This window comes from Sphingobacterium bambusae, assembly GCF_033955345.1.
Taxonomy (GTDB): Bacteria; Bacteroidota; Bacteroidia; order Sphingobacteriales; family Sphingobacteriaceae; genus Sphingobacterium; species Sphingobacterium bambusae.
In genome coordinates, this window is record NZ_CP138332.1 from 442982 (window position 1) to 467619 (window position 24638).

14 protein-coding genes are annotated in these 24638 nt (G+C 45.8%); 12 read left to right on the forward strand and 2 right to left on the reverse strand.

All coding sequences use genetic code 11. The features are described 5' to 3' along the window. Window positions 1-192: 192 nt before the first annotated feature. The 8 genes from SCB77_RS01880 to SCB77_RS01915 all read left to right on the forward strand — a co-directional run bounded on the left by SCB77_RS01880 (window position 193) and on the right by SCB77_RS01915 (window position 15554). Window positions 193-3201 carry a SusC/RagA family TonB-linked outer membrane protein gene (locus SCB77_RS01880; protein WP_320184738.1) on the forward strand — a complete coding sequence of 1003 codons (3009 nt, stop codon included), beginning with the start codon at window positions 193-195 and terminating at the stop codon, window positions 3199-3201. Between the two features lie 17 nt (window positions 3202-3218). Further along, window positions 3219-4703, forward strand: coding sequence for a RagB/SusD family nutrient uptake outer membrane protein (locus SCB77_RS01885; protein ID WP_320184739.1), 1485 nt, complete (start codon window positions 3219-3221; stop codon window positions 4701-4703). 4 nt (window positions 4704-4707) lie between these two features. Then, on the forward strand, window positions 4708-5535 hold the full coding sequence (locus SCB77_RS01890; RefSeq protein WP_320184740.1) for a LamG domain-containing protein: 828 nt from the start codon (window positions 4708-4710) through the stop codon (window positions 5533-5535). A gap of 5 nt (window positions 5536-5540) precedes the next feature. Then, entirely contained in the window at window positions 5541-7166 is a 1626-nt protein-coding gene (locus tag SCB77_RS01895; protein ID WP_320184741.1) for a glucoamylase family protein, read from the forward strand. 3 nt (window positions 7167-7169) lie between these two features. Then, a complete protein-coding gene (locus SCB77_RS01900; protein WP_320184742.1) occupies window positions 7170-8546 on the forward strand; it encodes a glucoamylase family protein in 1377 nt (458 codons plus the stop codon). Window positions 8547-8549: 3 nt separating this feature from the next. After that, complete coding sequence (locus SCB77_RS01905; protein WP_320184743.1) at window positions 8550-10295, forward strand: family 43 glycosylhydrolase; 1746 nt, start codon at window positions 8550-8552, stop codon at window positions 10293-10295. A 41-nt stretch (window positions 10296-10336) separates the two neighbouring features. Continuing rightward, a complete protein-coding gene (bglX, locus tag SCB77_RS01910; protein WP_380935273.1) occupies window positions 10337-12619 on the forward strand; it encodes a beta-glucosidase BglX in 2283 nt (760 codons plus the stop codon). Window positions 12620-12782: 163 nt separating this feature from the next. Beyond that, window positions 12783-15554, forward strand: a complete 2772-nt coding sequence (locus tag SCB77_RS01915; protein WP_320184744.1) for a DNA gyrase/topoisomerase IV subunit A — start codon at window positions 12783-12785, stop codon at window positions 15552-15554. Between the two features lie 52 nt (window positions 15555-15606). Here the strand turns inward: SCB77_RS01915 and msrA are convergent, their stop codons facing one another. Continuing rightward, window positions 15607-16122 carry a peptide-methionine (S)-S-oxide reductase MsrA gene (msrA, locus tag SCB77_RS01920; protein WP_320184745.1) on the reverse strand — a complete coding sequence of 172 codons (516 nt, stop codon included), beginning with the start codon at window positions 16120-16122 and terminating at the stop codon, window positions 15607-15609. Between the two features lie 114 nt (window positions 16123-16236). Next, a complete protein-coding gene (locus tag SCB77_RS01925; RefSeq protein WP_320184746.1) occupies window positions 16237-17250 on the reverse strand; it encodes a N(4)-(beta-N-acetylglucosaminyl)-L-asparaginase in 1014 nt (337 codons plus the stop codon). A 258-nt stretch (window positions 17251-17508) separates the two neighbouring features. On the opposite strand from SCB77_RS01925, the gene SCB77_RS01930 reads away from it, so the two are divergent. The 4 genes from SCB77_RS01930 to SCB77_RS01945 all read left to right on the forward strand — a co-directional run bounded on the left by SCB77_RS01930 (window position 17509) and on the right by SCB77_RS01945 (window position 24638). Continuing rightward, window positions 17509-18741 (forward strand): C40 family peptidase, encoded by a 1233-nt coding sequence (locus SCB77_RS01930; RefSeq protein ID WP_320184747.1) that lies wholly within the window; start codon window positions 17509-17511, stop codon window positions 18739-18741. A gap of 7 nt (window positions 18742-18748) precedes the next feature. Then, window positions 18749-19804 (forward strand): dipeptide epimerase, encoded by a 1056-nt coding sequence (locus SCB77_RS01935; protein ID WP_320184748.1) that lies wholly within the window; start codon window positions 18749-18751, stop codon window positions 19802-19804. 145 nt (window positions 19805-19949) lie between these two features. Continuing rightward, entirely contained in the window at window positions 19950-23150 is a 3201-nt protein-coding gene (locus SCB77_RS01940) for a SusC/RagA family TonB-linked outer membrane protein (protein WP_320184749.1), read from the forward strand. An 18-nt stretch (window positions 23151-23168) separates the two neighbouring features. Beyond that, window positions 23169-24638 (forward strand): RagB/SusD family nutrient uptake outer membrane protein, encoded by a 1470-nt coding sequence (locus SCB77_RS01945; RefSeq protein ID WP_320184750.1) that lies wholly within the window; start codon window positions 23169-23171, stop codon window positions 24636-24638.

The window sequence follows — 24638 nt, forward strand, 5'->3', positions numbered from 1 at the left end:
AACACTCATAATCAAAATATTATATCGTTGAACAAATCATCATTGTAGCAGCAAAAAATCATTGAAGTAGCAATGTGAAGGCAAATAATTTCTTCGCTAAACGAATACATCACATCTTTGTTTTAATTATAAACACTGTGTTACGATAACCAGTTATTGTTGCATACAAACAAACTAAAACAAACTAGCTCTATGAGGAAGTTATTTACACTTTTCTTATGTTTAACCGCTATCCTATCAAGTGGATATGCACAGGTTAAAACCGTCACCGGTACGGTCAAAGACAGCGGATCGCTGTTCGTACTGCCGGGCGTGACGGTATCTGCAAGCAGTGGGCAAAACACCCAAACTGATGCAGCAGGACGCTTCACAATTGAAGCATCTGCCTCCGATTCGCTTACCTTCCGGTTTATCGGCTATGCGGCGCAATCAGCTCGGGTAGGTAGCCAGACAAACCTAGACGTCTTTCTAATTAGCAATGACCAAGCGCTGGATGAGGTAGTCGTAATTGGTTATGGTACGGCACGGAAACGAGATCTAACTGGATCAATAACAAGCATTAAAGGAGACGAAATTGCAGACAAACCCAACTCAAATCCATTAGCATCTTTACAAGGAAAGGTAGCAGGTATGCAAATCGTCAATTCGGGTCGTCCCGGAGCGGAGCCTGATATTCGCATTCGCGGAACGAATTCAATCAATGGTGCAAAACCGCTATACGTAATTGATGGAATCTTGAATGACAACATGAATTTTGTAAATCCTGCGGATATCGAATCCATGGAAATATTAAAAGATCCCTCGTCTTTAGCAATATTTGGTGTAAGAGGAGCAAATGGCGTTATTGTCGTAACCACAAAGTCAGCAAAAGCCGGTCAGATAAATTTCAATTTTAATACTTCTGTAGGTTTTAAAAGTGTACAGGATAGAATGAACCTTACCGACGCATCAACTTTTAAATCTCTTTATAGCGAGCAGTTAGCAAATGAAGGAAACCCAGCTTATAACTACGATAACTGGGGGGCAAATACCGATTGGCAGGATGAAATCTTCCAAAATGGTATGGTGAACTTTAACAACCTATCGGTAAGTGCTGCCAATGAAAAAAACAAATTCTATCTAGGACTGGGCTACATGCTCGATGAAGGAGTAGTTAAGAATGAGAAACTTGACAAAATAAGTTTATCACTAAATGATCAACTAAACATAACAGACAATTTTCGAGTAGGGGTAAATCTCACAGGATACAGATCGAATATTCCTCGTGATAATGGTTTTTACGATCCTATTATTGCTAGTGCCGTACGTGCAGCACCTATTGCCCCAGCTTATAATATGGAATATGGCTTATATAATACCCTTCCCGACTTCCAACGTGCACAAATCAGAAACCCACTGGTCAGTGTCATGGACCTCAGTGATAATGCCATTCAGCAAGAGTATAGAACGACTGGGAGCCTTTACGGAGAAATCGATTTCTTGAAAAATTTCACTTTTAAAGCGAATATACTTTACGATTACGGTTTCAATAAGGGCAGAACCTACTCACCATTAATAAACGTATACAACCCAGAGATTGAAGGTGATGACAAAACAGATCGTCTGACGCAGATTACCGCTGTTGACCAATATCAAAACACGTATGCCAAAGTTCAAACGGATTGGCTATTGACTTATAAGAATACATTTGGAAATCATAATTTAACGGCAACTGCTGGGTGGACTTCCTATTATAGAGGTTATGAATTTGCTACATCAAATGGTACACAAGGAACTGGTGATCCTATTCCGGATGATCCACGTTTTTGGTATGTCAACATGACTGCGCAACCGACAAGAAGAGGAACCGGCGGAGCAGAAGAATTTACAACGTTATCGTTTTTAGGAAGAGCAATTTACAACTACAAAGAAAAGTATCTTCTGAATGCTTCATTTAGAAGAGACGGCACCTCCGCCTTTCAGCGATTTGGAAGAGGGTGGAATAATTTTGCGACAATTGGAGCTGGTTGGGTAGTCACAAATGAAGAGTTCATGAAAAGCCAAACAGCCATCAACAACCTAAAAATCAAAGGATCTTGGGGACAGCTGGGTATTCAAAACACAGGATCAGACCTTTACCCACTTTATCCAGTTTTAGAATCTGATAACTCAGCAGTCTTCGGGGATAATATTATACCCGCTTATGCTCCACAGTATATTGTTGATAGAAATTTGAGCTGGGAAAAAGTAAATGCTTGGGAAGCAGGATTTGAGATGTCAACATTTAACAACAAGCTGAGTATCGAGGCAGTCTACTACAGTAAAAATACCCATGATATTATCGTACAACGGCCAGGTCTATTAGGTAGTAAACCGGGGCTAACAAATGCAGGACAAATTAAAAATGCTGGTATTGAGTTTTCTACAACTTGGCGTCAGCCTATCAATGAAAATTTGTCGTACACGATTTCTGGAAACTTAACCACAATCAAGAATAACGTCGTTTCATTAGTGGATGAAGGCTACGAATTGACCGACGGTATCTCTCGTACTACTTTAGGAAACCCAATTGGATATTTCTATGGTTATGTTTCTGACGGTATATACCAAACGAACGAAGATATTAGAATTAGTCCTACGAACACGCTAAATGAAGTATTCCCAGGTGATATCAAATATAGAGATATAAACGGTGATGGTAAGATTGACCAAAATGATCGTACGTTAATTGGCAATCCCACCCCAGACTTTACTTACGGCATAAGTCTAGGTTTAAATTACAAGGGGTTAGATTTCAGCGCTGATTTCATGGGCGTTTACGGAAACGAAATTTTTAGGGATTGGAATCGTGGAGCGTTTGCACAGTTTAATTATCAAACTGAACGACTGGGCAGATGGAACGGTGTGGGCACCTCCAATTGGGAACCCATTTTGCATAGCGGAAGAGCAAATAACCGACTTGTATCTGATTATTGGATAGAAGATGGTAGCTTTTTTAGATTAAGAAATGTCCAAGTTGGTTATAGATTCAACACGGAAATGCTCAATCAAATAAAGATCAAGTCTTTGAGAGTATACCTAAATGCACAAAATCTGTTTACTGCAACCAATAGCACAGGATATACTCCTGAAATTGGTGGATCAGCAACATCGTTTGGGGTAGACAAGGGCACTTATCCCCTGCCAGCAGTGTACACCTTTGGTGTTAATCTAAACTTTTAAAACTAGCAACTACGAAAATGAAAAATTTCTCAAAAATATTATTAATCGGACTTCTGACAAGTAGCATGTTGTCTGGTTGCAAAAAAGACTTCTTGGAAAGGCTTCCACAGGGGCGTTTAACCGAAGATGATTTGACATCAGGCGCCTTAGAATCGAAGGTGTTTGCTATATACTCCGGTTTACGTAGCGAGGCCTTAAGCGGATTACCTTACTTAGCTGTTCATAATATTAGAGCTGATGATGCCGACAAAGGAAGTGCTCCCTCTGATGGAGTGGACGCGGAAAATATCTTCGACAATTTCCAATATAACACTAATTTTTGGTTAATAAACACCTATTGGTCTGGACATTACACCTTTATTAATCTAGCCAATATTGTAATCGATGAAGGTGCGGCGATCGAGTCTCCAAACGAAGCAACTTTAATCAACATTGGAGAAGCGAAGTTTTTCAGAGCATTCGCCTATTTTAACCTTGTTCGTGCGTTCGGAGAGGTTCCGCTTATCGATCACGCAATTGTAAACGCTTCGGATGCTATCAAGCCAAAATCGACGATAGCTGAAATATACAATCTTATAGATCAAGACCTTCAAGATGCTACTGCAGCACTTCCATCTGAGAAGGATTGGGGAGGACGTTTCCCAGGAAGAATCGCCAAAGGAGCGGCTTTCGCATTACAGGCAAAAACCTTTGCCGCTAGGAAGAATTGGTCTGCAATGCTTACCGCGTCTGAAAACGTTATGAGCTTAAATCAATATGATCTAAGCTTACCCTTCGATCAAATTTTCAGAGAAAGTAATGAAAATGGAAAAGAATCTGTATTCGAAATTCAAGCCTTCTATGACCAAAGCACAACTAATCTAGGCATAACGTATGCCAGCAGGCAAGGTGTACGTGGTTCGGGTGAATGGAACCTCGGATGGGGATGGAACGTGCCAAACGAAGTGCTTGCAACAGCCTTTGAAGTTGGAGACCCACGCAAAGACGCTACCCTACTCTATACAGGCCGTACTAATACACCTTACAATGAAGTTGTTCCTAGTGGACTACCACGCCCATACTGGAACAAGAAAGCATATACTAATCCAGCTATCCGAAATTCAGCCGGTGATCGTCAAGGCGGATGGTTTAACTTTCGGGTAATTAGGTATTCTGACGTCGTTTTAATGGCAGCTGAGGCAGCTAATGAGACGGGCCAAGCCGAAAAGGCAGTTGGTTATCTTGAGCAAGTGAGGAGTCGTGCAAGAGGTGCCGCAGACGTGTTGCCGAAAGTTGAGTCGACCAATCAATCAACTTTAAGGACTGCGATAAGACATGAAAGGCAAGTTGAACTAGGAATGGAAAACGAGCGTTTTTTTGATCTAATCAGATGGGAAATTGATGTCGAGACGTTGCATAATGTCGGAAAAACCGGCTATCAACTACGTCATCGTTATCTTCCAATACCACAAACTGAAATCGACAAATCTGGAGGTGTATTAGTCCAAAACCCAAACTACTAACAACATGAATTTACAATATATATCAAAATTAATTTGTGGCCTACTAATAGGGATCACATTTGCTAGTTGTCAAAAAATGGACCGCCCTGCGATGAACATTATTCCAGATGATACCGCACGTATTAATGGTCCTTTACAGCTTTATCTTCCGTTCGAAGATGATCTTACGGACAGCGCACAATACAACAAAGCTTCTGAAGCTGGAACTTTTTCTTTCATCGAAGGGCCAAAAGGCAAAGCTTTTAAAGGAACCGCAAATTCCTACTTACAGTATCCACTCCCACAGCGCCTAGCAGACGCTGGAAGTTTTACAATTAGCTTTTGGATGAATACAGCGAAGCATACTGGTGGAGCACAAGGTATTTTCGTACTCCCAAACACGGGTGATTTTTGGGGAAATGTTTTTGCGATAGTCGAAGGCAATGACTCTCCTACAGACAATTCCATGTTACTGAAATTTACCTTCATGGGAAACTGGATAGAATTTAATGGCAACAATGGTTTATCCCGTTTGCCAGACATGTACGGAAAATGGAAGCATTTAACATTTACATACGATGGTACAACATCCGTTTTTGCAGCGTATCTAGACGGCGTAAAGCTTGATCTTCCACAAAATGTAAGCAATAGAACCAAAAACAACGCCCCTCTTGGAGCATTAAAATTTGCCAACCCTTCGAGATTTGTAATAGGAGGTTTTCAACAACACATAGGCATCAGTGGAGCTAGAGATAGCTGGATGCTCTCCTACACGGGAGCGTTAGATCAATTCAGAGTTTTCACAAGAGCCTTAAGCCCTCAAGAAGTCAACAATTTATACACCGGTAGATAGCAATAATGAAATTATTCTATTCGATATTGACCATTCTGGTTCTCTTTTGCTCTTGCAAAGAGGACCAGGATGATCCCCTAAATGTTTTTCGATTGGAGTCCGCAAGTCTAGATGGACGCACGTTAACTGAACAAACATCAGTGATTCGATCCAATAGTGTCATCACTTTACGCTTCAACCAAGCCGTCGAAAAGACAAGCTTTGAAAACGCAGTGCAATTTATAGACCAATCCTCGTCGCTTAAGATGCCCTTACACGTATCTTTACTTGACAATGATCACACTATCCAAATTCAACCAACAGCTCTCACATCATTCAGTCAATATAAACTAGTTGTCGATAAAACAGCACAGTCCTTCGATGGTGTCAACATCATTTCTCCGTTAAACTATACATTCCGAACAGCGTTGGACAGTACAGACAAATTCGAACGAATTTCCACGGACGAGCTGTTGACAAAAGTACAACAACAGACCTTTAAATATTTTTGGGATCACGCTCATGCTAGTTACGGCATGATTCGGGAACGTAATAGCTCTGGAGAAACCGTTACAACCGGCGGCACCGGCTTTGGTGTCATGGCTATTCTGACAGGCATTGAGCGCAACTTTATTACTCGTGAACAAGGATTGGAACGAACGAAAAAAATAGTATCATTCTTAAAGATGGCCGACAAATATCATGGAGCATTTGCACATTGGTATAACGGCAGCACGGGCAAAACTCAACCTTTTAGTGAAAAAGACAACGGCGCAGACCTTGTAGAAACCGCTCTTCTCTTTCAAGGCCTATTGACCGCTCGTACATACTTCAATGACGCAGCGCTAACGGCAGATATCAGCACGTTATACAATGCCGTTGAATGGAGTTTCTTTCAGAATGGACAACAAGCCCTATTGTGGCATTGGAGCCCCAACTTTCAATGGGAGATCAACCTTAAAATAAGTGGATGGAACGAGTCGCTCATCGTCTATATACTGGCTGCTGGATCGCCAACACATGGTATAGACGCTTCTGTGTACGAACAGGGTTGGGCGAACAATGGTAATATGCGGAATGGAAATACTTACCATGGCATCCAATTACCACTTGGCCCAGCGGGTGGGGGTCCTCTTTTCTTATCGCAATACAGTTTTCTCGGGCTCAATCCTAACGGATTGCAAGATCAGTATGCATCTTATGAGCAGCAGGTAAAAAACCATAGTCTAATCAATCGCGCTTACTGTATCGCCAATCCGCAAGGCTTCTCCGGCTACAGTGCAGATTGTTGGGGACTTACCGCAAGCGATGATATCAACGGCTACCGTGTACACTCTCCTACTGAGGATAATGGCGTCATCACCCCTACCGCAGCGCTTTCCTCCATACCATACAGCACAGCGGAATCTTTACAGGCATTGGAGTTCTTCTACTATAAATTGGGCGATAAAATATGGGGTGAATATGGCTTCAAAGATGCCTTCTCCCTGCATGAACCTTGGTTTGCAGACTCTTACCTCGCTATCGATCAAGGCCCCATCATTATCGGAATAGAAAACCATCGCTCGGGCCTATTATGGAAAAATTTTATGCAAACACCTGAAATTAAAAGCGCATTACAAAAATTAAAATTTACATCACCTAATCTTTAATGTATGAAACTGAAGTATGCAACCTTTACCGCTCTATTGGGCATTATTGCAATAAGTTGTCATTCTCCTACAAATAAGCACACAGCTTCCAGTAGCGACTCTGTCGCCCATAACCATGATGTGAGCGAGGACAGCCTACTCACCACCGTCCAAAAGCAAACCCTTCAATATTTTTGGGAAGGCGCCGAGCCAAATTCTGGATTGGCACGCGAACGCATACATATCGATGGAGAGTATCCGCAAAACGACCAAAATGTAATAACCATTGGTGGCAGTGGATTTGGGTTGATGGCCATTTTGGTGGGTATACACAATGAATTCATCAGCAAGGCCGAAGGATTTGCCCACCTGCAAAAGTCGTTGAACTTCTTGGGCAAGATCGACCGATTTCAGGGTGCCTGGTCGCACTGGTACTTTGGCGATACCGGCAAGGCAAAAGCCTTCAGCGCGAATGATGATGGCGGCGATATCGTCGAAACAGCCTTTATGGCGGAAGCACTAATTTGCATTCGCGAGTTTTACAAAAATGGATCGCCAGAGGAGCAGAAGCTAGCAGCTCAGGCCGACGAACTATGGAAAGGCATTAACTGGGATTTCTACCGTAACGGCAAAGACCTGCTGTATTGGCATTGGAGCCCGAAACATGGCTGGGGCATGAACCATGCCATCCAAGGCTTTGACGAGTGTATGATCGCCTACATCATGGCCGCATCTTCCCCTACCCATCCCATCCCGGCATCCACCTACCATAAAGGCTGGGCGCGCGATGGCGCAATAAAAACCTATATCAAAAAGTACGATATACCGACACTGGTCAAACACAACGCTAAAGAGGGTGAAGTGGGACCACTATTTTGGGCGCACTACTCCTTTTTGGGACTCAACCCTATCGGGTTAAAAGACCAATATGCCAACTACGAGGATGTCGTCACCAACCATACGAAAATCAACATTGCCTACGCCAACGAAAATCCCAAGAAATTCAAAGGCTATGGCGCCGACAAAGGCTGGGGCTGGACAGCAAGCTATTCAACAAACGGCTACAATGCGCATCACCCCGACAATGACCCTACGGGCGTGATTTCACCTACAGCAGCCTTATCTTCTATGCCCTATACGCCTAAGGAAAGTTTAAGCTTTATGCACTACTTAAAAGACAGCATTGGCGATAAAGTTTGGGGAAAATACGGGTTTTACGACGCCTACAGCGAAACAGAAAATTGGTATCCACAACGTTATTTGGCGATCGACCAAGGACCTATTGTCGTCATGATACAAAATTACAAAGATGGCTTCATCTGGAACCTGTTTATGCAGGCGCCCGATATGCAGGCCGGCTTAAAGAAATTGGGATTCCAAAGTCCTAAACTAAACAACTAAACAATGAAACAACTACTTGCTTGTTTCGGTATGGCGATATTGCTCCTGTGCACCGCACAGGGGCAAACACGCCAAACAACCTATTGCAATCCGATCAATATCGATTACGGCTACACCCCTATTCCTAATTTTTCGGAATGGGGCCGCCATCGTGCTACGGCCGATCCCGTGATCGTCAATTATAAAGATGATTACTACCTGTTCAGCACCAACCAATGGGGATATTGGTGGAGCGCAGACATGATCAACTGGACGTTTCAATCCAAAAAGTTTCTGCGCCCTTGGAATGGCGATGTATACGACGAGCTCTGTGCCCCTGCCGTTGGCGTCGTGGGCGACACCATGTTGGTATTCGGGAGTACCTATACCGATAAGTTCACCATCTGGATGAGCACCAACCCGAAGGCGAACGAATGGAAGCCCTTGGTAGATAGCTTTGCTATCGGTGGTTGGGATCCGGATTTTTTCACCGACAGCGATGGCCGTTTCTACATGTACAACGGTAGCAGCAATCGCTATCCGCTCTATGGCATTGAGCTCGATCGCAAGACCATGCAGCCAAAGGGCACGCGCAAAGAGCTGCTCCACCTCGAAGATTGGCGCTACGGTTGGCAGCGCTTTGGCGAATACATGGACAATACCTTTTTGGATCCCTTTCTAGAAGGTGCACACATGACCAAACATAACAATAAGTATTATTTTCAATTCGCTGGCCCCGGAACGGAGTTCAGTGGCTATGCCGATGGGGTGGCCGTGGGCGATTCGCCCTTGGGTCCCTTCACGAAACAGTCAGATCCATTAAGTTACAAACCCGGCGGCTATGCCCGCGGTGCAGGTCATGGCTCTACCTTTCACGACAAACATGGGCAATACTGGCATGTGTCCACTATCGTGCTGGGCGTAAAGAACAATTTTGAACGTAGACTGGGCATTTGGCCCACCTATTTTGACCAAGACGATGTCATGTACAGTAATACCGCATTTGGCGACTATCCACACTACCTACCCGACAGCGAGCAAGCAGGCAAGTTTACCGGATGGATGCTCCTGAATTACAAAAAGCCAGTGGCCGTATCGTCCACGCTTGGGGCCTATGTTGCCAATAATGCGGTGGATGAAAGCATGAAAACCTATTGGAGCGCAGCGTCGGGCAACAGCGGCGAATGGATCAGCACAGACCTCGGTGAAGTATCAACCTTGCATGCTATACAGATAAACTATGCAGATCAGGATGTAGATAGCAGCTTCTTGGGCAAAATACCAGACATCTATCATCAATACAAACTCTATGCCTCCAATGGTGGCAAGAAGTGGAAGCTCATCGTTGACAAAAGCAACAATAAGACAGACGAGCCACATGCCTACATTGAGCTGGATAAGCCTGTAGAAGCACGCTACGTAAAATTGGAAAACGTCCACATGCCCTCCGGCAAATTTGCCATCAGCGGATTACGGATTTTCGGAAAAGGCAACAGCGCCCCGCCCGATCCTGTGAAGCAGTTTGTCGTCATGCGCACCGAAAAAGACAAACGCAGTGCTTGGATTAAATGGAGCCCGGTAGACAATGCCTACGCGTACAATATTTACACGGGCTTGGAACCGGATAAACTATACAACTGTATCATGGTTCACGATGCCAATGACTACTATTATAAAGCTATGGATAGTCAAAAACCTTACTATTTCACGATCGAAGCCATCAATGAAAACGGCATATCGACACGCTACCCGATCGTCAAAGTAGAGTAGCGAAAACAGACACAAAATCACCTAAACAACAAACGACATATATGAGAAAAATAGCAATATGGATGCTCGCTATCGCCACCGGTTGTAGCGTGCGGGTGCAGGCGCAAAACAATCCCAAGATGGACAAGTTCGTTTCCGAACTGATGGGCAAGATGACTGTAGAAGAAAAAATCGGTCAGTTAAACTTGGTCACCGGCGGTGAGGCCGTAACCGGATCGGTCGTATCTACCGGTGTGGAAAGCAAAATCAAATCGGGCCAGATTGGCGGTATTTTCAGCATGTCCAGCCCCGCTAAGATCAGGGCTGCGCAGGAGCTCGCTGTAAAACAATCGCGATTGGGTATTCCTATTATCTTTGGTATGGACGTCATCCATGGTTATAAAACCCTTTTCCCTATCCCTTTAGGTCTGGCCGCTACCTGGGATATGTCCCTTATCCGCGAGTCGGCACGTATAGCTGCCGTTGAGGCTACGGCCGACGGCCTCAACTGGACCTTCTCGCCCATGGTAGATATCTCGCGCGATCCGCGTTGGGGACGTATATCCGAAGGAAGTGGCGAAGATACATACCTCAGTTCGCGCATTGCTGCCGAAATGGTGAAGGGCTATCAAGGCACAGACCTGAAAGCTAATAACACCCTGATGGCCTGCGTAAAACATTTCGCCTTATATGGCGCGGCCGAATCGGGCAGAGACTATAACACAACAGACATGAGCCTACACCGCATGTACAACGAATACCTGCCGCCCTACAAAGCAGCGATCGACGCGGGAGCAGGAACAGTTATGGCCTCATTCAACGATATCAATGGTGTGCCCGCAACGGCCAACAAATGGCTCATGACCGATGTATTGCGTCAGCAATGGGGCTTTAAAGGCATGGTAGTCACCGACTATACCGGTATCAATGAGTTGGTAGATCATGGATTAGGCGATCTACAGACCGTATCCGCACTTGCTCTTAAAGCCGGCATACATATGGATATGGTTGGCGAAGGATTTCTAACAACCTTAAAAAAATCGCTTGACGAAGGCAAAGTGACGCTCGCGGAAATCGACGAAGCCTGCCGCTTGGTATTGATCGCCAAGTACAAACTAGGGCTCTTCGACGATCCTTTTCGCTACTGCGACGACAAACGCGCCAAAAACAATATATTGACGCCTGCCCACCTTGCGAAATCGCGCGAGATTGCGTCAAAATCCTTTGTCCTACTTAAAAACGAGCAACAAACGCTCCCTTTAAAGAAAAGCGGAACAGTAGCCCTCATCGGCCCTTTGGCGAACACGAGAGCCAACATGCCCGGTACTTGGAGCGTCAGTGCCGATCTGGAAAATACCCCTAGCCTTTTGGAAGGCATGCAAGCAGCCCTTGGCAACAAAGTCAAGATTGTACATCACCTCGGATCCAACCTGATATCCGATGCTGCTTACCAAGAAAGAGCCACGATGTTCGGTCGCAGCATTCCACGTGATGAGCGCCCCGAGGCGGATATCATTGCCGAAGCAGTACAGGTGGCCTCATCCGCCGATGTTATTGTAGCCGCGCTAGGCGAATCCTCCGAAATGAGTGGAGAAAGCTCCAGCCGTACAGACTTGGATATCCCCGACGCGCAACGAAGATTATTGGAGGCTTTACTGAAAACAGGAAAACCTGTTGTGCTTGTACTCTTCGCCGGCCGGCCGATGACCTTAACTTGGGAGCAGGAACACGTACCAGCCATCTTAAATGTGTGGTTTGGCGGAACAGAAACCGGTAAAGCCGTGGCCGATGTGCTATTCGGCGACGTCAACCCATCTGGAAAACTGCCGGCTACCTTCCCGAAAAACGTGGGTCAGATTCCGCTATATTATGCCGCAAAAACCACCGGACGACCGCTAGCGAAAGACGCTTGGTTCCAAAAGTTCCGCTCCAACTACCTAGATGTGGACAACCAACCCCTTTACCCCTTTGGCTACGGTTTGAGCTATACCCATTTCAGCTATGGCGATATTAAGCTTAGCAAAACCACGATGCACGCCAACGATAAAATTTCGGCTACCGTGCAGCTCACAAACAGTGGAAACTACGACGGTGAAGAAGTGGTGCAGCTCTATCTTCGGGATGTATACGCATCTATAACCCGTCCAGGCAAAGAATTGAAGGGTTTCCAAAAAGTATTCCTGAAAAAAGGTGAATCGCGCGAAATTCAATTCGAAATTACAGCGGAAGACCTAAAATTCTATAACAACGATTTACAATTTGTCGCGGAACCCGGAGATTTTAAACTCTTTATCGGTACCAATTCCAGCGATGCCAAAGAAACTCAATTTACGTTGTTAGATTAACAGCATAAATTAGGTGGGTTAGTTTGTGGCCGCTTTCCGATTGGAAAGCGGCTTTTTTATGAGGCACACAAATATTAATCGGGAAAAATGGACGATTTTTGTTACTTTTACCTGCCTTAAAAAGCAAAGAAACTGTATCGAAATAAAAGCCACTTTGTCGTAAATGAGCGAAGAAACAAACTTTCCAGAAGAAAACAACGACCCAAATACAGCCGGTCAAGACCAAGAATTAAATAGCACGACCATACCATTATCCGGTCTATATGAAAATTGGTTCTTAGACTATGCTTCATACGTTATCTTGGATCGCGCTGTGCCCCATATCAACGATGGATTTAAGCCTGTTCAGCGCCGCATCCTGCATTCCTTGAAAGAGATGGATGATGGTCGCTACAACAAGGCCGCCAACGTCATCGGGAATACCATGAAGTATCACCCACATGGGGATGCCTCTATTGGCGATGCGATGGTACAAATAGGACAGAAAGACCTGCTTATCGACTGCCAAGGAAACTGGGGCGATCCGATCACGGGCGACTCCGCGGCAGCACCACGTTACATTGAGGGAAGATTGTCCAAATTCGCCAACGAAGTTGTCTTCAATCCAGATACCACCGAGTGGCAACTCAGCTATGATGGGCGAAACAAAGAACCCGTCACATTACCGGTTAAGTTCCCGCTCCTTTTGGCGCAAGGTGCCGAGGGTATTGCCGTGGGCTTGGCCACCAAGATTATGCCGCACAACTTTATTGAGTTGATCGACGGATCTATACAAGTATTGAAAGGCGAACGTCCTAACTTATTTCCAGACTTTCCTACTGGCGGACAAGCCGATGTTTCCAACTACAACGAAGGACGTCGTGGTGGAAAAATTCGCGTACGCGCAACCATCGAAGAGCGCGACAAGAAAACCTTGGCCATTACGCAAATCCCATTTGGTACAACTACCGGAGGATTGATCGAGAGTGTGGTTACCGCCAACGATAAAGGAAAGATCAAGATCAAAAAAATTGAGGACAACACGGCTGAAAATGTAGAAATCATCGTTCACTTGGCTCCCGGTATATCGCCTGATGTCACCATCGATGCGCTTTATGCATTTACGGCTTGCGAGACTTCTATTTCACCCAACACCTGTGTGATCATCGATAACAAACCGCACTTTATGAGTGTGAATGATATCCTGATCGCCAATACGCACCAAACAAGAGATCTGCTCAAGCAAGAGTTAGAAATTAAACTGCATGAATTGCAGGAGAAGATTTTCTTTAGCTCTTTATTGAAGATATTTATCCAAGAAGGTATGTACAAACATGCCGACTACGAAAATGCAGGTGATTTCCAAACGGTAGTTACGGTGTTGAACCGCCTTTTCGAGCCTTTCTTTCCGCAATTTTACCGAGAGATTCAGCCAGAGGACTATAAGCGCTTAATCGACAAACCGATGAGCAGCATCACCCGCTTTGACGTAAGCAAGGCTGATGAGCAAATGAAGGCGCTGGAAGACGATATCAAAGTCGTACGTAAGAACCTCAAAAATCTGACGGAATATAGTATTGATTGGTTTGAACATTTGCGTAGCAAATACAGTAAAGGCCGCGAACGCAAAACGGAAATCCGTATTTTCGATAAAGTGGAAGCCTCGCAGGTAGCCTTGGCCAACGCCAAACTGTACGTTAACCGCGAAGAGGGATTCATCGGTACGGGCATGCGTAAAGACGAATTTGTATCCGAATGTTCGGATATTGATGATATCATCGTATTCCGCGCCGACGGCAAATATTCCATCACAAAGGTGCAGGACAAAGTTTTTGTCGGCAAGGATATCATACATATTGCGGTATTCAAAAAAGGTGACGAGCGCACCATCTACAATGCCGTGTACAGTGATGGCGCAACGGGCACCAGTTATGTTAAACGTTTCGCTGTGACAGGTGTTACGCGCGATAAGGAGTATGATATATCCAAAGGCGCGAAAGGATCAAAACTACTTTACTTCACCGCCAATCCAAATGGAGAGGCTGAAGTCATCAACATTCAGCTGAAGCCTCATTCTAAGCTCCGTAAGTTAACGTTCGATCAAGATTTTGCGGAGATAGCCATTAAAGGGCGCGGATCACAAGGAAATATCGTTTCCAAGTACCCCGTAAAAAAGATCACCTTTAAAAATGCAGGCGTATCGACCCTTGCAGGCCGAAAAATATGGTTTGACGATGTGCTGCGCCGCTTAAATGCAGACGAGCGTGGTCGTTTCCTTGGCGAGTTTGATGGAGATGATAAGATTCTGTTGGTATACCCCGACGGATCCTATGAATTCTCCAGTTTCGACCTCAGCAACCACTTCGATACAAACCTCCTACGGATGGAGAAATATGTTCCCGAGCACGTTTACACAGCCATACACCAAGATGGTAAAACGGGAACTTATTTTGTGAAGCGCTTCAAATTTGACGACCAACCAGTACGTAAACGCATTACCTTTATCAACGATAGTCCCGGCTCCAAACTTATTTTGGTCACGAATGGTTCCGCGCCTATTGCCAAAGTGAACTTGCTTAAAGGAAAAAGTCAAACGCCGGAAAGCCTTGAACAACCGCTGAACGAAATCATTGATGTGAAGGGCATGAAGGCACAGGGCAACAGACTATCGTTCCACACGGTGAAAACGGTAAAACTGCTGACCGAAGAAATTGATCTATCGATCAAGGTCGAGAAGGAAGAAGCTGCCAAAGCGACAAGCGGTGAAGGAACTGATGCTAGTGGAGAGCCGGCGGAAGGCGCAGTCGATAATACAAAAAATACCGAAACGGCCAATACCGTCGTTCCTGCAGCCAATGACAATGTAGGCTTCGAAATTACCAATCCGGATGATATCAATTTGGATGAAGGAGACGACGCTAAGTCGGATGACGAAGGACAGACGTCCTTGTTTTAACGAGACCTAAATAGCATAAAAAAACACCTCCGAAAGAGGTGTTTTTTTATGCTTAAGCTTTATATTCTTTCAAAAATTTCTGCAGCTTCGGCGCAATCACGGCCGCGCAAAAAGGATTGCCCGGATTTTGATTAAAGTAATCGTGGTGATAATCCTCCGCCTCCCAAAAAGTAACTGCAGGCTCTACCGTCGTCACAATCGGATCAGCAAAGGCCTCTGCCTCCTCCAAGCCTTGAATAAATTTGTTTGTCGACTCCTTTTGCGCATCACTGTGGTAAAATACCACCGAGCGATATTGCGTTCCGACATCATTCCCCTGTCTGTTTAGTGTGGTCGGGTTATGTGTCTTAAAGAAGATCTTCAGCAGCTCCTCAAAGCTCACCTTATCTTCATCAAAATCCAATTGTACCACCTCTACATGGTCCGTATCGCCATTGCAGACTTCTTTATAGGTCGGATTATCGTTCTTACCCCCCATATAGCCGGGCAAAACCGTATTCACGCCATCTGTATTTTGGAAAATCACCTCCGTGCACCAAAAACATCCTCCTCCAAATGTTGCTTTCATATCTAAAATTAAAAAGGAAAAATTAAAAAGTAAAAAAACTAAAACATGGCAATGTCAAGAAAAATAAGGAAACCCCTTACGCGATGCGCATTACATAAACCGCTATACTAAATACTAAAAAATATGCTTCCCCTTAATCACTAAGTCCTGCTTCTGCGCATCACATACCGCATACGTGAAGCCCGATTGTAATGCGTAAGAACCATACTCGCCTTTTTTGTTCAAAGCCAAGAAGCCTACCTGTATTTCCTTAGCTGTATCCGGCTTCTTTTTCACGATGCGTGCCACCGCCTCTTTACAAGCCGCCTCCGGCGAATAGCCCTGACGCATCAATTCCACGACAAGAAAACTACCTACCGTACGAATAACCTCCTCGCCCACGCCCGTTGAGGTTGCTCCCCCCACTTCATTGTCGATGTATAGTCCAGCGCCGATAATGGGGCTATCGCCCACACGGCCACGCATCTTAAACGCCATTCCGCTGGTTGTACAAGCGCCCGACAGATTGCCCGCCGCATCCAAGGCCAACATACCAATGGTATCATGGTTATACTGGTTTCCCGGAAGACGCTCGGTATTAAACGACTTGTTTTCTATGTTCATGATCGGCTTATACTTCTTCTCCTTCAGCCACTCCTGCCACGCTTTTTCGGAAGATGGGATTAACAGGTTTTCCCGTTCGAATCCATTCTCCAACGCAAACTGCAAAGCCCCCTCGCCCACCAACATCACATGTGGCGTCTTTTCCATCACCATGCGCGCAACTGAAATAGGATGCGCAATATGTTCCAAGGCAGCCACAGACCCGCAATTACCAAGCTCATCCATAATACAGGCATCCAATGTCACATGTCCATCTCGATCGGGGTAGCCCCCCTTTCCTACTGTTGGGTTCGACAGGTCAGCTTCGGCAACCTTCACTCCTTGTTCCACCGCATCCAAAGAACGTCCATTATCTTTTAGTACTTCCCAAGCAGCCTTATTCGCCGCAACACCAAAATCCCAAGTCGATATAACAATGGGCTTTACTCCTTTTCGCGAACCTGGCGCTGCAATAGCTTGACTGACAGCTGTAGCCGCAGCCGCTCCAACTAAGGTTTTCTTAATAAATTGACGTCTTGAATTCATCCGATGAAATATATTGCTTAATGCCTGCAATTATACAAAAAAATACCACATACCGAACACCTTTGCTACTAAAACGATTACATGTCTAATTGACACAAACACCTTGTTTCGAAGAAGGAAGAGCCAATGACCGCAACAAAACGCGTACCATAGCCTTTGGATATGCGGATTAATACACCTAAAAAAGCAAAACAAATAAAAAAACGCAAATTCTAGAATCCATTTTTAAGCTTTAAGTGCTATATTCGCTTAATGACTATGAAAAGAACAACTTTTGCGGGAATATGCAGTACTGTTTTCCTCCTGTTACTATCTATAACAGCGATAAATGCACAGCAAAAGCACAGCGAGCAAACAATAATAGAGGAAAAGCTGGCCGCATTCCGTATTAACCAAGCGTTGGATAAACGCACATCTATCGTCGAGTTGATCCCTAGCGATTCTAGCAAAGCAAAATATGACATACAAATCACTGATCCGGCACTTCGATTGCCGCTAGAAAAAGAGATGGTCAACATTATTGGAAAGGTGAACATCATCGTCCTTCCAGATACCGGCATTGGCGAGAAGAAGAAAGGACTTATCAACCTATCCGTGGCAAACTTACGTACACAGCCTTCACATGCAGCGGAGATGGCGACGCAGTTGCTATTAGGTGCAGCAGTCGACATCCTGCAGAAAAAAGCTGGCGATTACCGTGTGCGAACAGCAGAAGGATACATCGCTTGGGTACCGACCTCATCCGTCACCCCCATAACCGAAAAAGAACTTCGAATATGGAATGCTGGTAAACGAATGATATATACCAACGAATTTGGCAAATCGTTGTCCGCACCAGATCAGCAAAGTTTGCGGGTCTCCGATTTAGTGTATGGCAATATCATGACCTTGCTGGCCGAAGAAAAGAACTACTACAAAGTTGCTTATCCTGACGGTCGTCAAGCGTATATCCCGAAGCAGGAAGCAACGCTCTTTACCGAATGGCAGCGCAGCCGAATACCTTCAGCCGAAACCGTCCTACAGAGTGCCAAAACGATGTTGGGGCTTCCCTACCTTTGGGGAGGTACCTCCGTGAAAGGTGTCGATTGTAGCGGATTTACCAAAATGTCTTATTTCATGAATGGGCTAGTCATTCCTAGAGATGCATCCCAGCAGGCGCTACATGGAGAGTCTATCGATATTTTGGATAATCAAGGTAATTTCGACACGGAAAAAGCATTGAAAAACCTAAAACCTGCCGACCTACTGTTTTTTGCTGGCGGCAAGAATAAAAATAGCAACGCTCGCGTCACCCATGTAGCCCTTTACCTTGGCGATGGTCAATTTATACATGCGGCCGGAACAGTACGCATCAACAGCATGTTGAAAGAGGCCGCCAACTATGATGATTTTCAAGCCCGAACGGTCGTCGCTGCGCGGCGCTATTTGGGCACCTCAGATCCTGCGGTGCAACAGATTAATAACAGCAGCTACTACAACAACGTTAAATAGATTGCAGATGGATACAGCAAATTGGTCAAGCAAGAAGATGGGTAAGTTTACCCTGCGTTTCAGACCCTACACCTTGGAGATGAAACATGTTTTTACAGTGGCCTCATTCAGTCGTACCACAACGCCCGTGGTACTTACGGAGTTAGAATACGAGGGCACAATTGGCTACGGCGAAGCCAGCATGCCGCCCTACTTGGGCGAGTCGCAGGACAGCGTCAGCTCCTTTCTGAACAAGTTAGACCTGTCTGCCTTCGATTCGCCGTTTGAAACCGAAGAAATTATACAATACATCGATCAGCTCGATCAAAAAAATACAGCAGCAAAAGCAGCTATAGACATCGCCTTACACGACCTGATCGGCAAGTTGCTGCGGCAGCCTTTTTACAAAATCTGGGGCTTAAACCCATCCCTGATACCGCCGACGTCCTTTACAATAGGCATTGATACTGAAGAGGTCATCCGCCAAAAAGTTGCCGAAGCCGGACAGTTCAAAATCTTGAAGGTAAAACTAGGCCTTGAGACCGATAAAATGATCATCGATACCATCCGTTCCGTGACAGATGTGCCGCTGTGCGCCGATGTCAACCAAGGCTGGCGAAACAAAGAAGAAGCTTTGGACATGACCCATTGGTTGAGCGAACGAAATGTCCTTTTTTTGGAGCAACCCATGCCCAAGGAGCAGATAGACGATATGGCTTGGTTGACCGAGCGGTCTCCCATACCCACGATAGCCGACGAGGGTTGCCAACGTTATAAAGATGTCCGAGCGCTACAGGGCGTGTACAGTGGTATTAACATAAAACTGATGAAATGCACCGGAATGCGCGAAGCCAAAAAAATGGCTGAGCTTGCACGCGCATTGGACATGAAAGTCATGTTGGGCTGCATGACCGAAACTTCCTGTGCCATTACAGCGGCCGCTCAGCTGGCGCCACTGGTTGATTGGGCAGATCTTGATGGCGCACTCCTCATTGGCAACGACATCTTTGACGGCATGCACGTGCGTGACGGTAATTGCTACCTGCCCGAAAGGCCTGGTATAGGTATCCAACGCGTCCAGTAAACGCATGTGCCACACGTAAATGGCTTGCGCTAAGCTTACAGCGCAAGCCAAAAAACTAACTATCCGCAACAGAAAGTATCTCCTCTGCACGTTGCGTTACGCATACAAAGCGATTGTATTTAAACCACCGAAGCGAATAAACGTTATGAACAAGAAACTACTAACCTCCCTCTGTATAACGGCCTGCAGCGCTATACAGATTGTGCAAGCACAACAAACTACCTTAGCCGGAAAGATCACCGATGCTACGGGCTCACCGATTGCCGGCGTGACCATCACGCTGAAAGGTAGTCAGCAGGGCACATCCACAAATGAAAGCGGACTTTTCACCTTGCCGGTTCCGCCGAATGCAACGCTGATCCTCTCCGCAGTAGGCTATGTGAGCCAAGAAATACTGATCGACGGACAAAAGACCTTACAAGTAACCATGCAGTCGGATGGCACAGCACTCGATGAAGTGATGGTCGTAGCATACGGTACAGCAAAGAAGAGTACCTACACCGGATCGGCAGCTACCGTCACCCCAAAGGAAATAGAAGGCCAACCCATCACCTCCTTTGAAAATGCGCTGAACGGTCGCGTCGCGGGTCTGCAGGTGTCTACCGGATCGGGACAAGCGGGAGCTACCTCAAACATCCGCATCCGTGGTATCGGATCAATGAATGCTTCCAATGAACCACTTTATGTTATTGATGGCGTACCCGTTATTTCGGGTAACGTAGGACAAATGAGCGGACAACTCTATGCAACCTCTAATGTTATGAGCACACTCAATCCCGCAGATATAGCTTCCATCACGATCCTAAAAGATGCGGCCGCATCTTCGCTCTACGGATCGCGTGCTGCCAATGGCGTGATCGTGATTACCACGAAACAAGGATCCACGGGAAAAGCAACGGTCAACCTACGTTCTTCCATCGGTATCACCCCCAATTGGGCCACCGACAACTATGAAGCAGCCGATCCGCAGGCGCAAATAAACATGGAATATCAAATATTTCACGACTACCGAACGTCCAATAGGAACAATGCCACCGGCGTAAACTATACGGATGCCGAAGCCAGCACATATGCGCTCAATCAGATAAACAATCGCTTTAATAAACACGGATACCGATTTGAAGTTGATGATGTTTCCCGCATGTCCAATGTTCGGATACTGGGTATGGAGGATGGAATAGAGAACCGGACAGGGAAATATTTTGATTGGGAAGATTACCTGTTCAGGAAAGGTATATTCCAAACAAATGACCTATCAATTAGTGGGGGTTCCGAGAACACAAAATACTACAGTTCGCTTTCCTACACCAAAGACAAAGGTCGGGCGATCATCAACGAATACGAACGCATCGCTGGGCGGGTCAACCTAAATCAACGTGTGTTTAAAAACGTAACCTACAACATCAATCTCCATGTCGCCAATACCGACAAAACTGGTTTCAACGATACCCGGAGCACCGGATCCAACCCATTCTTCCAGTCAAGAAACCTTTTATTTCCATTCTATTGGCCAACAGACTATAAAACAGGAAAACCTTGGACAGCCCAATATGGAAGCTTAGCGTTTAATGCCGATTATTACAATGATCAGTGGGACAATAGTACAGGTACCCTAAAACTCGGCGCCGTACAATCCCTTTCTTGGGAAATCGTCTCGGGATTGACAGCAAAAACCATTTTTTCCTTCGATAACACGGCTGTACGCGACGACCTATACTATTCAGCCCTGCATTTCAATGGGGCGACCGATCGCGGTTCAGCCAGCAAATGGAACACCAATATACGGAAATATGTATCTTCAAGTACACTGAACTACAATAAAACTATAGATTTACATAAAATCAACTTATTAGCTGGTTATGAAGCCGAAAAGAATAGCACAGATTACCAATTTAGCAACGGCATAAATTTAGGCTCTAGCAGCAGTAGCTCCATAGGTACAGGAGCTAACTTCCGTGCCGACAGCGATATCTGGGGCAACAACTTGCTTTCCTCTTTGGGAAGAATAGATTACAACTTTGATGAACGGTATTTCGCTGGAGCCTCTATCCGTCGGGATGGATCCTCCCGTTTTCATCCCGATAGTCGATGGGGAACGTTTTGGTCCGTTTCTGGCGCTTGGAGTATACATAAAGAACGCTTCTTAAGCGACAGCCCTATCGTTAGCACATTACGTCTTCGCGCATCCTACGGCGTGAATGGCACCTTGCCCAACGATAACTTTGCCTGGCGAACGCTGATGTACTATAAATACAACTACAAAGGTAGTCCAGGTGGCCTTGTTAGCGATGGCTCACTCGTAAACATTGATAAAGGACTTGGCAACACCAAACTTACTTGGGAGAAAAGCAACACTTATGATCTAGCGTTAGAATTTGGCTTTCTACAAAATCGAATTACTGGATCCGTGGAATACTTTAACCGCGATTCCAAAGATCTCCTGCAAGACGTACCCACCTCTGGAACCACGGGCTTTACACGTGCGCTGCAGAATGTCGGTGTGATCAATAACAGCGGTATTGAACTGGACCTCGGTGGAGATATCATCCGCAAGGAAAATTTCTCGTGGTCATTGCGTGCCAATGCCGCCTTCCTTTCTTCACGTGTCAAATCGCTCAATGCGGGGAACGATATCCTCTGGAACGATCCTACCGGTGGCGATGGCCGTGCCCAATTTATCTATAGAGAGGGCGAATCGGTACTCGCTTTCTATGGATACGAGTGGGCTGGGGTGCACCCGGACAATGGACGAAATGTGTGGTACACCAACAATGAAACCAGCGACTTCGAATATCAAGGTCGAGCAGCCAGCTACAGCTATTCCAAAGCGAGCCAAGTAATTATCGGAAGCGCTGTGCCAACCGTTTATGGAGGTATCAATAGCGACTTGACCTATAAGGGATTTTCGCTGGCACTGAATTTCGCGTACAAACTGGGTGGAAAGCTTTATGACGGAGCAGAGAAAGACGTCAACGATGATGGCTACTATTGGGAACGTATACGCTCCCAGCAGTACTACGAAAATATGTGGTCGCCAACAAATCCTACAGGCAGTCAACCCAAGATCGATGGAAACGACTTAACCGATGCCATACAGTTTAGTAGCAGGCATATCTATGATGCGTCATTCCTACGATTAAAAAATATCAACTTGGCCTACACCTTGCCCACAGCCCTTACCCAGCGTGCGAAGATTACGCAGGCACGCTTATTTTTCAATGGCACCAACCTGCTAACGGCTTCCGCCTACAAAATGGCTGACCCCGAGGTTGGTCAATTTGGCACCCGAGGCTGGGAAACACCTTTGGGAAAAACCTATACTTTCGGTATCGAACTAAACTTCTAACCTCAAATGACTATCATCATGAAAGCATATATAAAACTAATAAGTTGTGCCCTACTCCTATCCCTGTTCAGTAGTGCCTGCAAAGATTTTTTGGATGTGCCGCCAGCCAATGCGGCCGATGCAGACATAGCCATACAAACCGCAAACGATGCACAAATTGTAATCAATGGCATACAACGGCAGATGACCAACTCTGCCTACTACGGCCGTAATTTCATCGTCTACGGCGAAGCCAAAGGCGGCGATGTCACGCTCTTTTCACAGGGCCGCGGTTTAGACGCCTTTTACACCTTTAACCATAACCCGCAGGCCAATAGTTTTTCCAGTTTTTGGACAACGATTTACAACGTCATCTACCAAACCAATAACCTGCTGGAGAATATAACCCGATTAGAAGCAGCTGGATCAACAGAAAACTTTGCCATAGCCAAGGGCGAAGCCTACACCTTACGAGCACTAGCCTACTTTGACTTAGTACGTATCTACGGAAAACCTTTTGCTACCGACAGGACGGCATTCGGTGTGCCGATGGTGATCAAAACGTTAAATTACAATGAAAAGCCCCTGCGTTCGACCGTAGAAGAAAACTACCAACAGATTGTCGCCGATCTGATTGCTGGAGAAACTGGCCTCCCTAAAACCAAGCGTGATGGATACCTTAATTTCTATGCAAACAAAGCTTTACAGGCACGTGTGTACCTGACGATGGGAAATTACACGGAAGCGCTCGCAGCAGCGGAAGAAGTTATCGAAAGTGGATTATACAATCTGTACAGCAACACCCAATGGGTAAATGCCTGGCAAAGCCAGTTTGGATCCGAGTCCATCTACGAACTTGTTATCGAGCAAAACCAAGCGGATCTCGCCCGCGCCTCCTTGGGCTTCTATTTTATGCGCCGCGGACACCAAACAGGCGCCCTCGGCAATTTCTTGGCTAGCAGCGGTTTCTTAACGGCTTTGGGGCAAGACCCGGACGATGTGCGCTGGGGCGTCATGGCGCGCGATGAGTCCTCCGCCAACCGTTTGGGTTCCTGCTACAAATACCTCGGATCGACAACCTTTGCTGGCGACAAAGGGTCTGCCAATTACACGGCCGTCAACATCAAGGTCATCCGCCTCTCTGAACTATACCTCATTGCGGCCGAAGCAGCCCTGAAGCTCCCTGCTCCTGACCGAGCAAAAGCCGCAGCCTACACGCAAGAGATACATAAACGATCTCCCAATCTGCCTGCTATCGATGCTAACAGCGTAAGCGAAGCGCTGATCTTAGCCGAAAAAAGCAAAGAATTTTATCAAGAAGGCCTGCGCTATTTTGATATGCTAAGACTGCAGAAGACCATCAGCTTTGATGATGCTTTCGCGGGAATCAGCGTGCCTACCCGCGAAACTTCCATAAATAGCAGTTTCTATAAATTGATCCTACCGATCTCGCAGGACGAAATCAATGCGAACCCCGGTATAGCTGCACAACAGAATCCGGGATACTAA

What these genes read in the sequence shown, in the direction of transcription:
- SCB77_RS01890 (WP_320184740.1), top strand. Translation starts at nt 4,708, where the DNA reads ATGAATTTACAATATATATCAAAATTAATTTGTGGCCTACTAATAGGG.
- SCB77_RS01930 (WP_320184747.1), top strand. Translation starts at nt 17,509, where the DNA reads ATGAAAAGAACAACTTTTGCGGGAATATGCAGTACTGTTTTCCTCCTG.
- SCB77_RS01915 (WP_320184744.1), top strand. Translation starts at nt 12,783, where the DNA reads ATGAGCGAAGAAACAAACTTTCCAGAAGAAAACAACGACCCAAATACA.
- bglX (WP_380935273.1), top strand. Translation starts at nt 10,337, where the DNA reads ATGAGAAAAATAGCAATATGGATGCTCGCTATCGCCACCGGTTGTAGC.
- SCB77_RS01895 (WP_320184741.1), top strand. Translation starts at nt 5,541, where the DNA reads ATGAAATTATTCTATTCGATATTGACCATTCTGGTTCTCTTTTGCTCT.
- SCB77_RS01925 (WP_320184746.1), bottom strand. Translation starts at nt 17,250, where the DNA reads ATGAATTCAAGACGTCAATTTATTAAGAAAACCTTAGTTGGAGCGGCT.
- SCB77_RS01935 (WP_320184748.1), top strand. Translation starts at nt 18,749, where the DNA reads ATGGATACAGCAAATTGGTCAAGCAAGAAGATGGGTAAGTTTACCCTG.
- SCB77_RS01880 (WP_320184738.1), top strand. Translation starts at nt 193, where the DNA reads ATGAGGAAGTTATTTACACTTTTCTTATGTTTAACCGCTATCCTATCA.
- SCB77_RS01940 (WP_320184749.1), top strand. Translation starts at nt 19,950, where the DNA reads ATGAACAAGAAACTACTAACCTCCCTCTGTATAACGGCCTGCAGCGCT.
- SCB77_RS01945 (WP_320184750.1), top strand. Translation starts at nt 23,169, where the DNA reads ATGAAAGCATATATAAAACTAATAAGTTGTGCCCTACTCCTATCCCTG.
- SCB77_RS01900 (WP_320184742.1), top strand. Translation starts at nt 7,170, where the DNA reads ATGAAACTGAAGTATGCAACCTTTACCGCTCTATTGGGCATTATTGCA.
- msrA (WP_320184745.1), bottom strand. Translation starts at nt 16,122, where the DNA reads ATGAAAGCAACATTTGGAGGAGGATGTTTTTGGTGCACGGAGGTGATT.
- SCB77_RS01885 (WP_320184739.1), top strand. Translation starts at nt 3,219, where the DNA reads ATGAAAAATTTCTCAAAAATATTATTAATCGGACTTCTGACAAGTAGC.
- SCB77_RS01905 (WP_320184743.1), top strand. Translation starts at nt 8,550, where the DNA reads ATGAAACAACTACTTGCTTGTTTCGGTATGGCGATATTGCTCCTGTGC.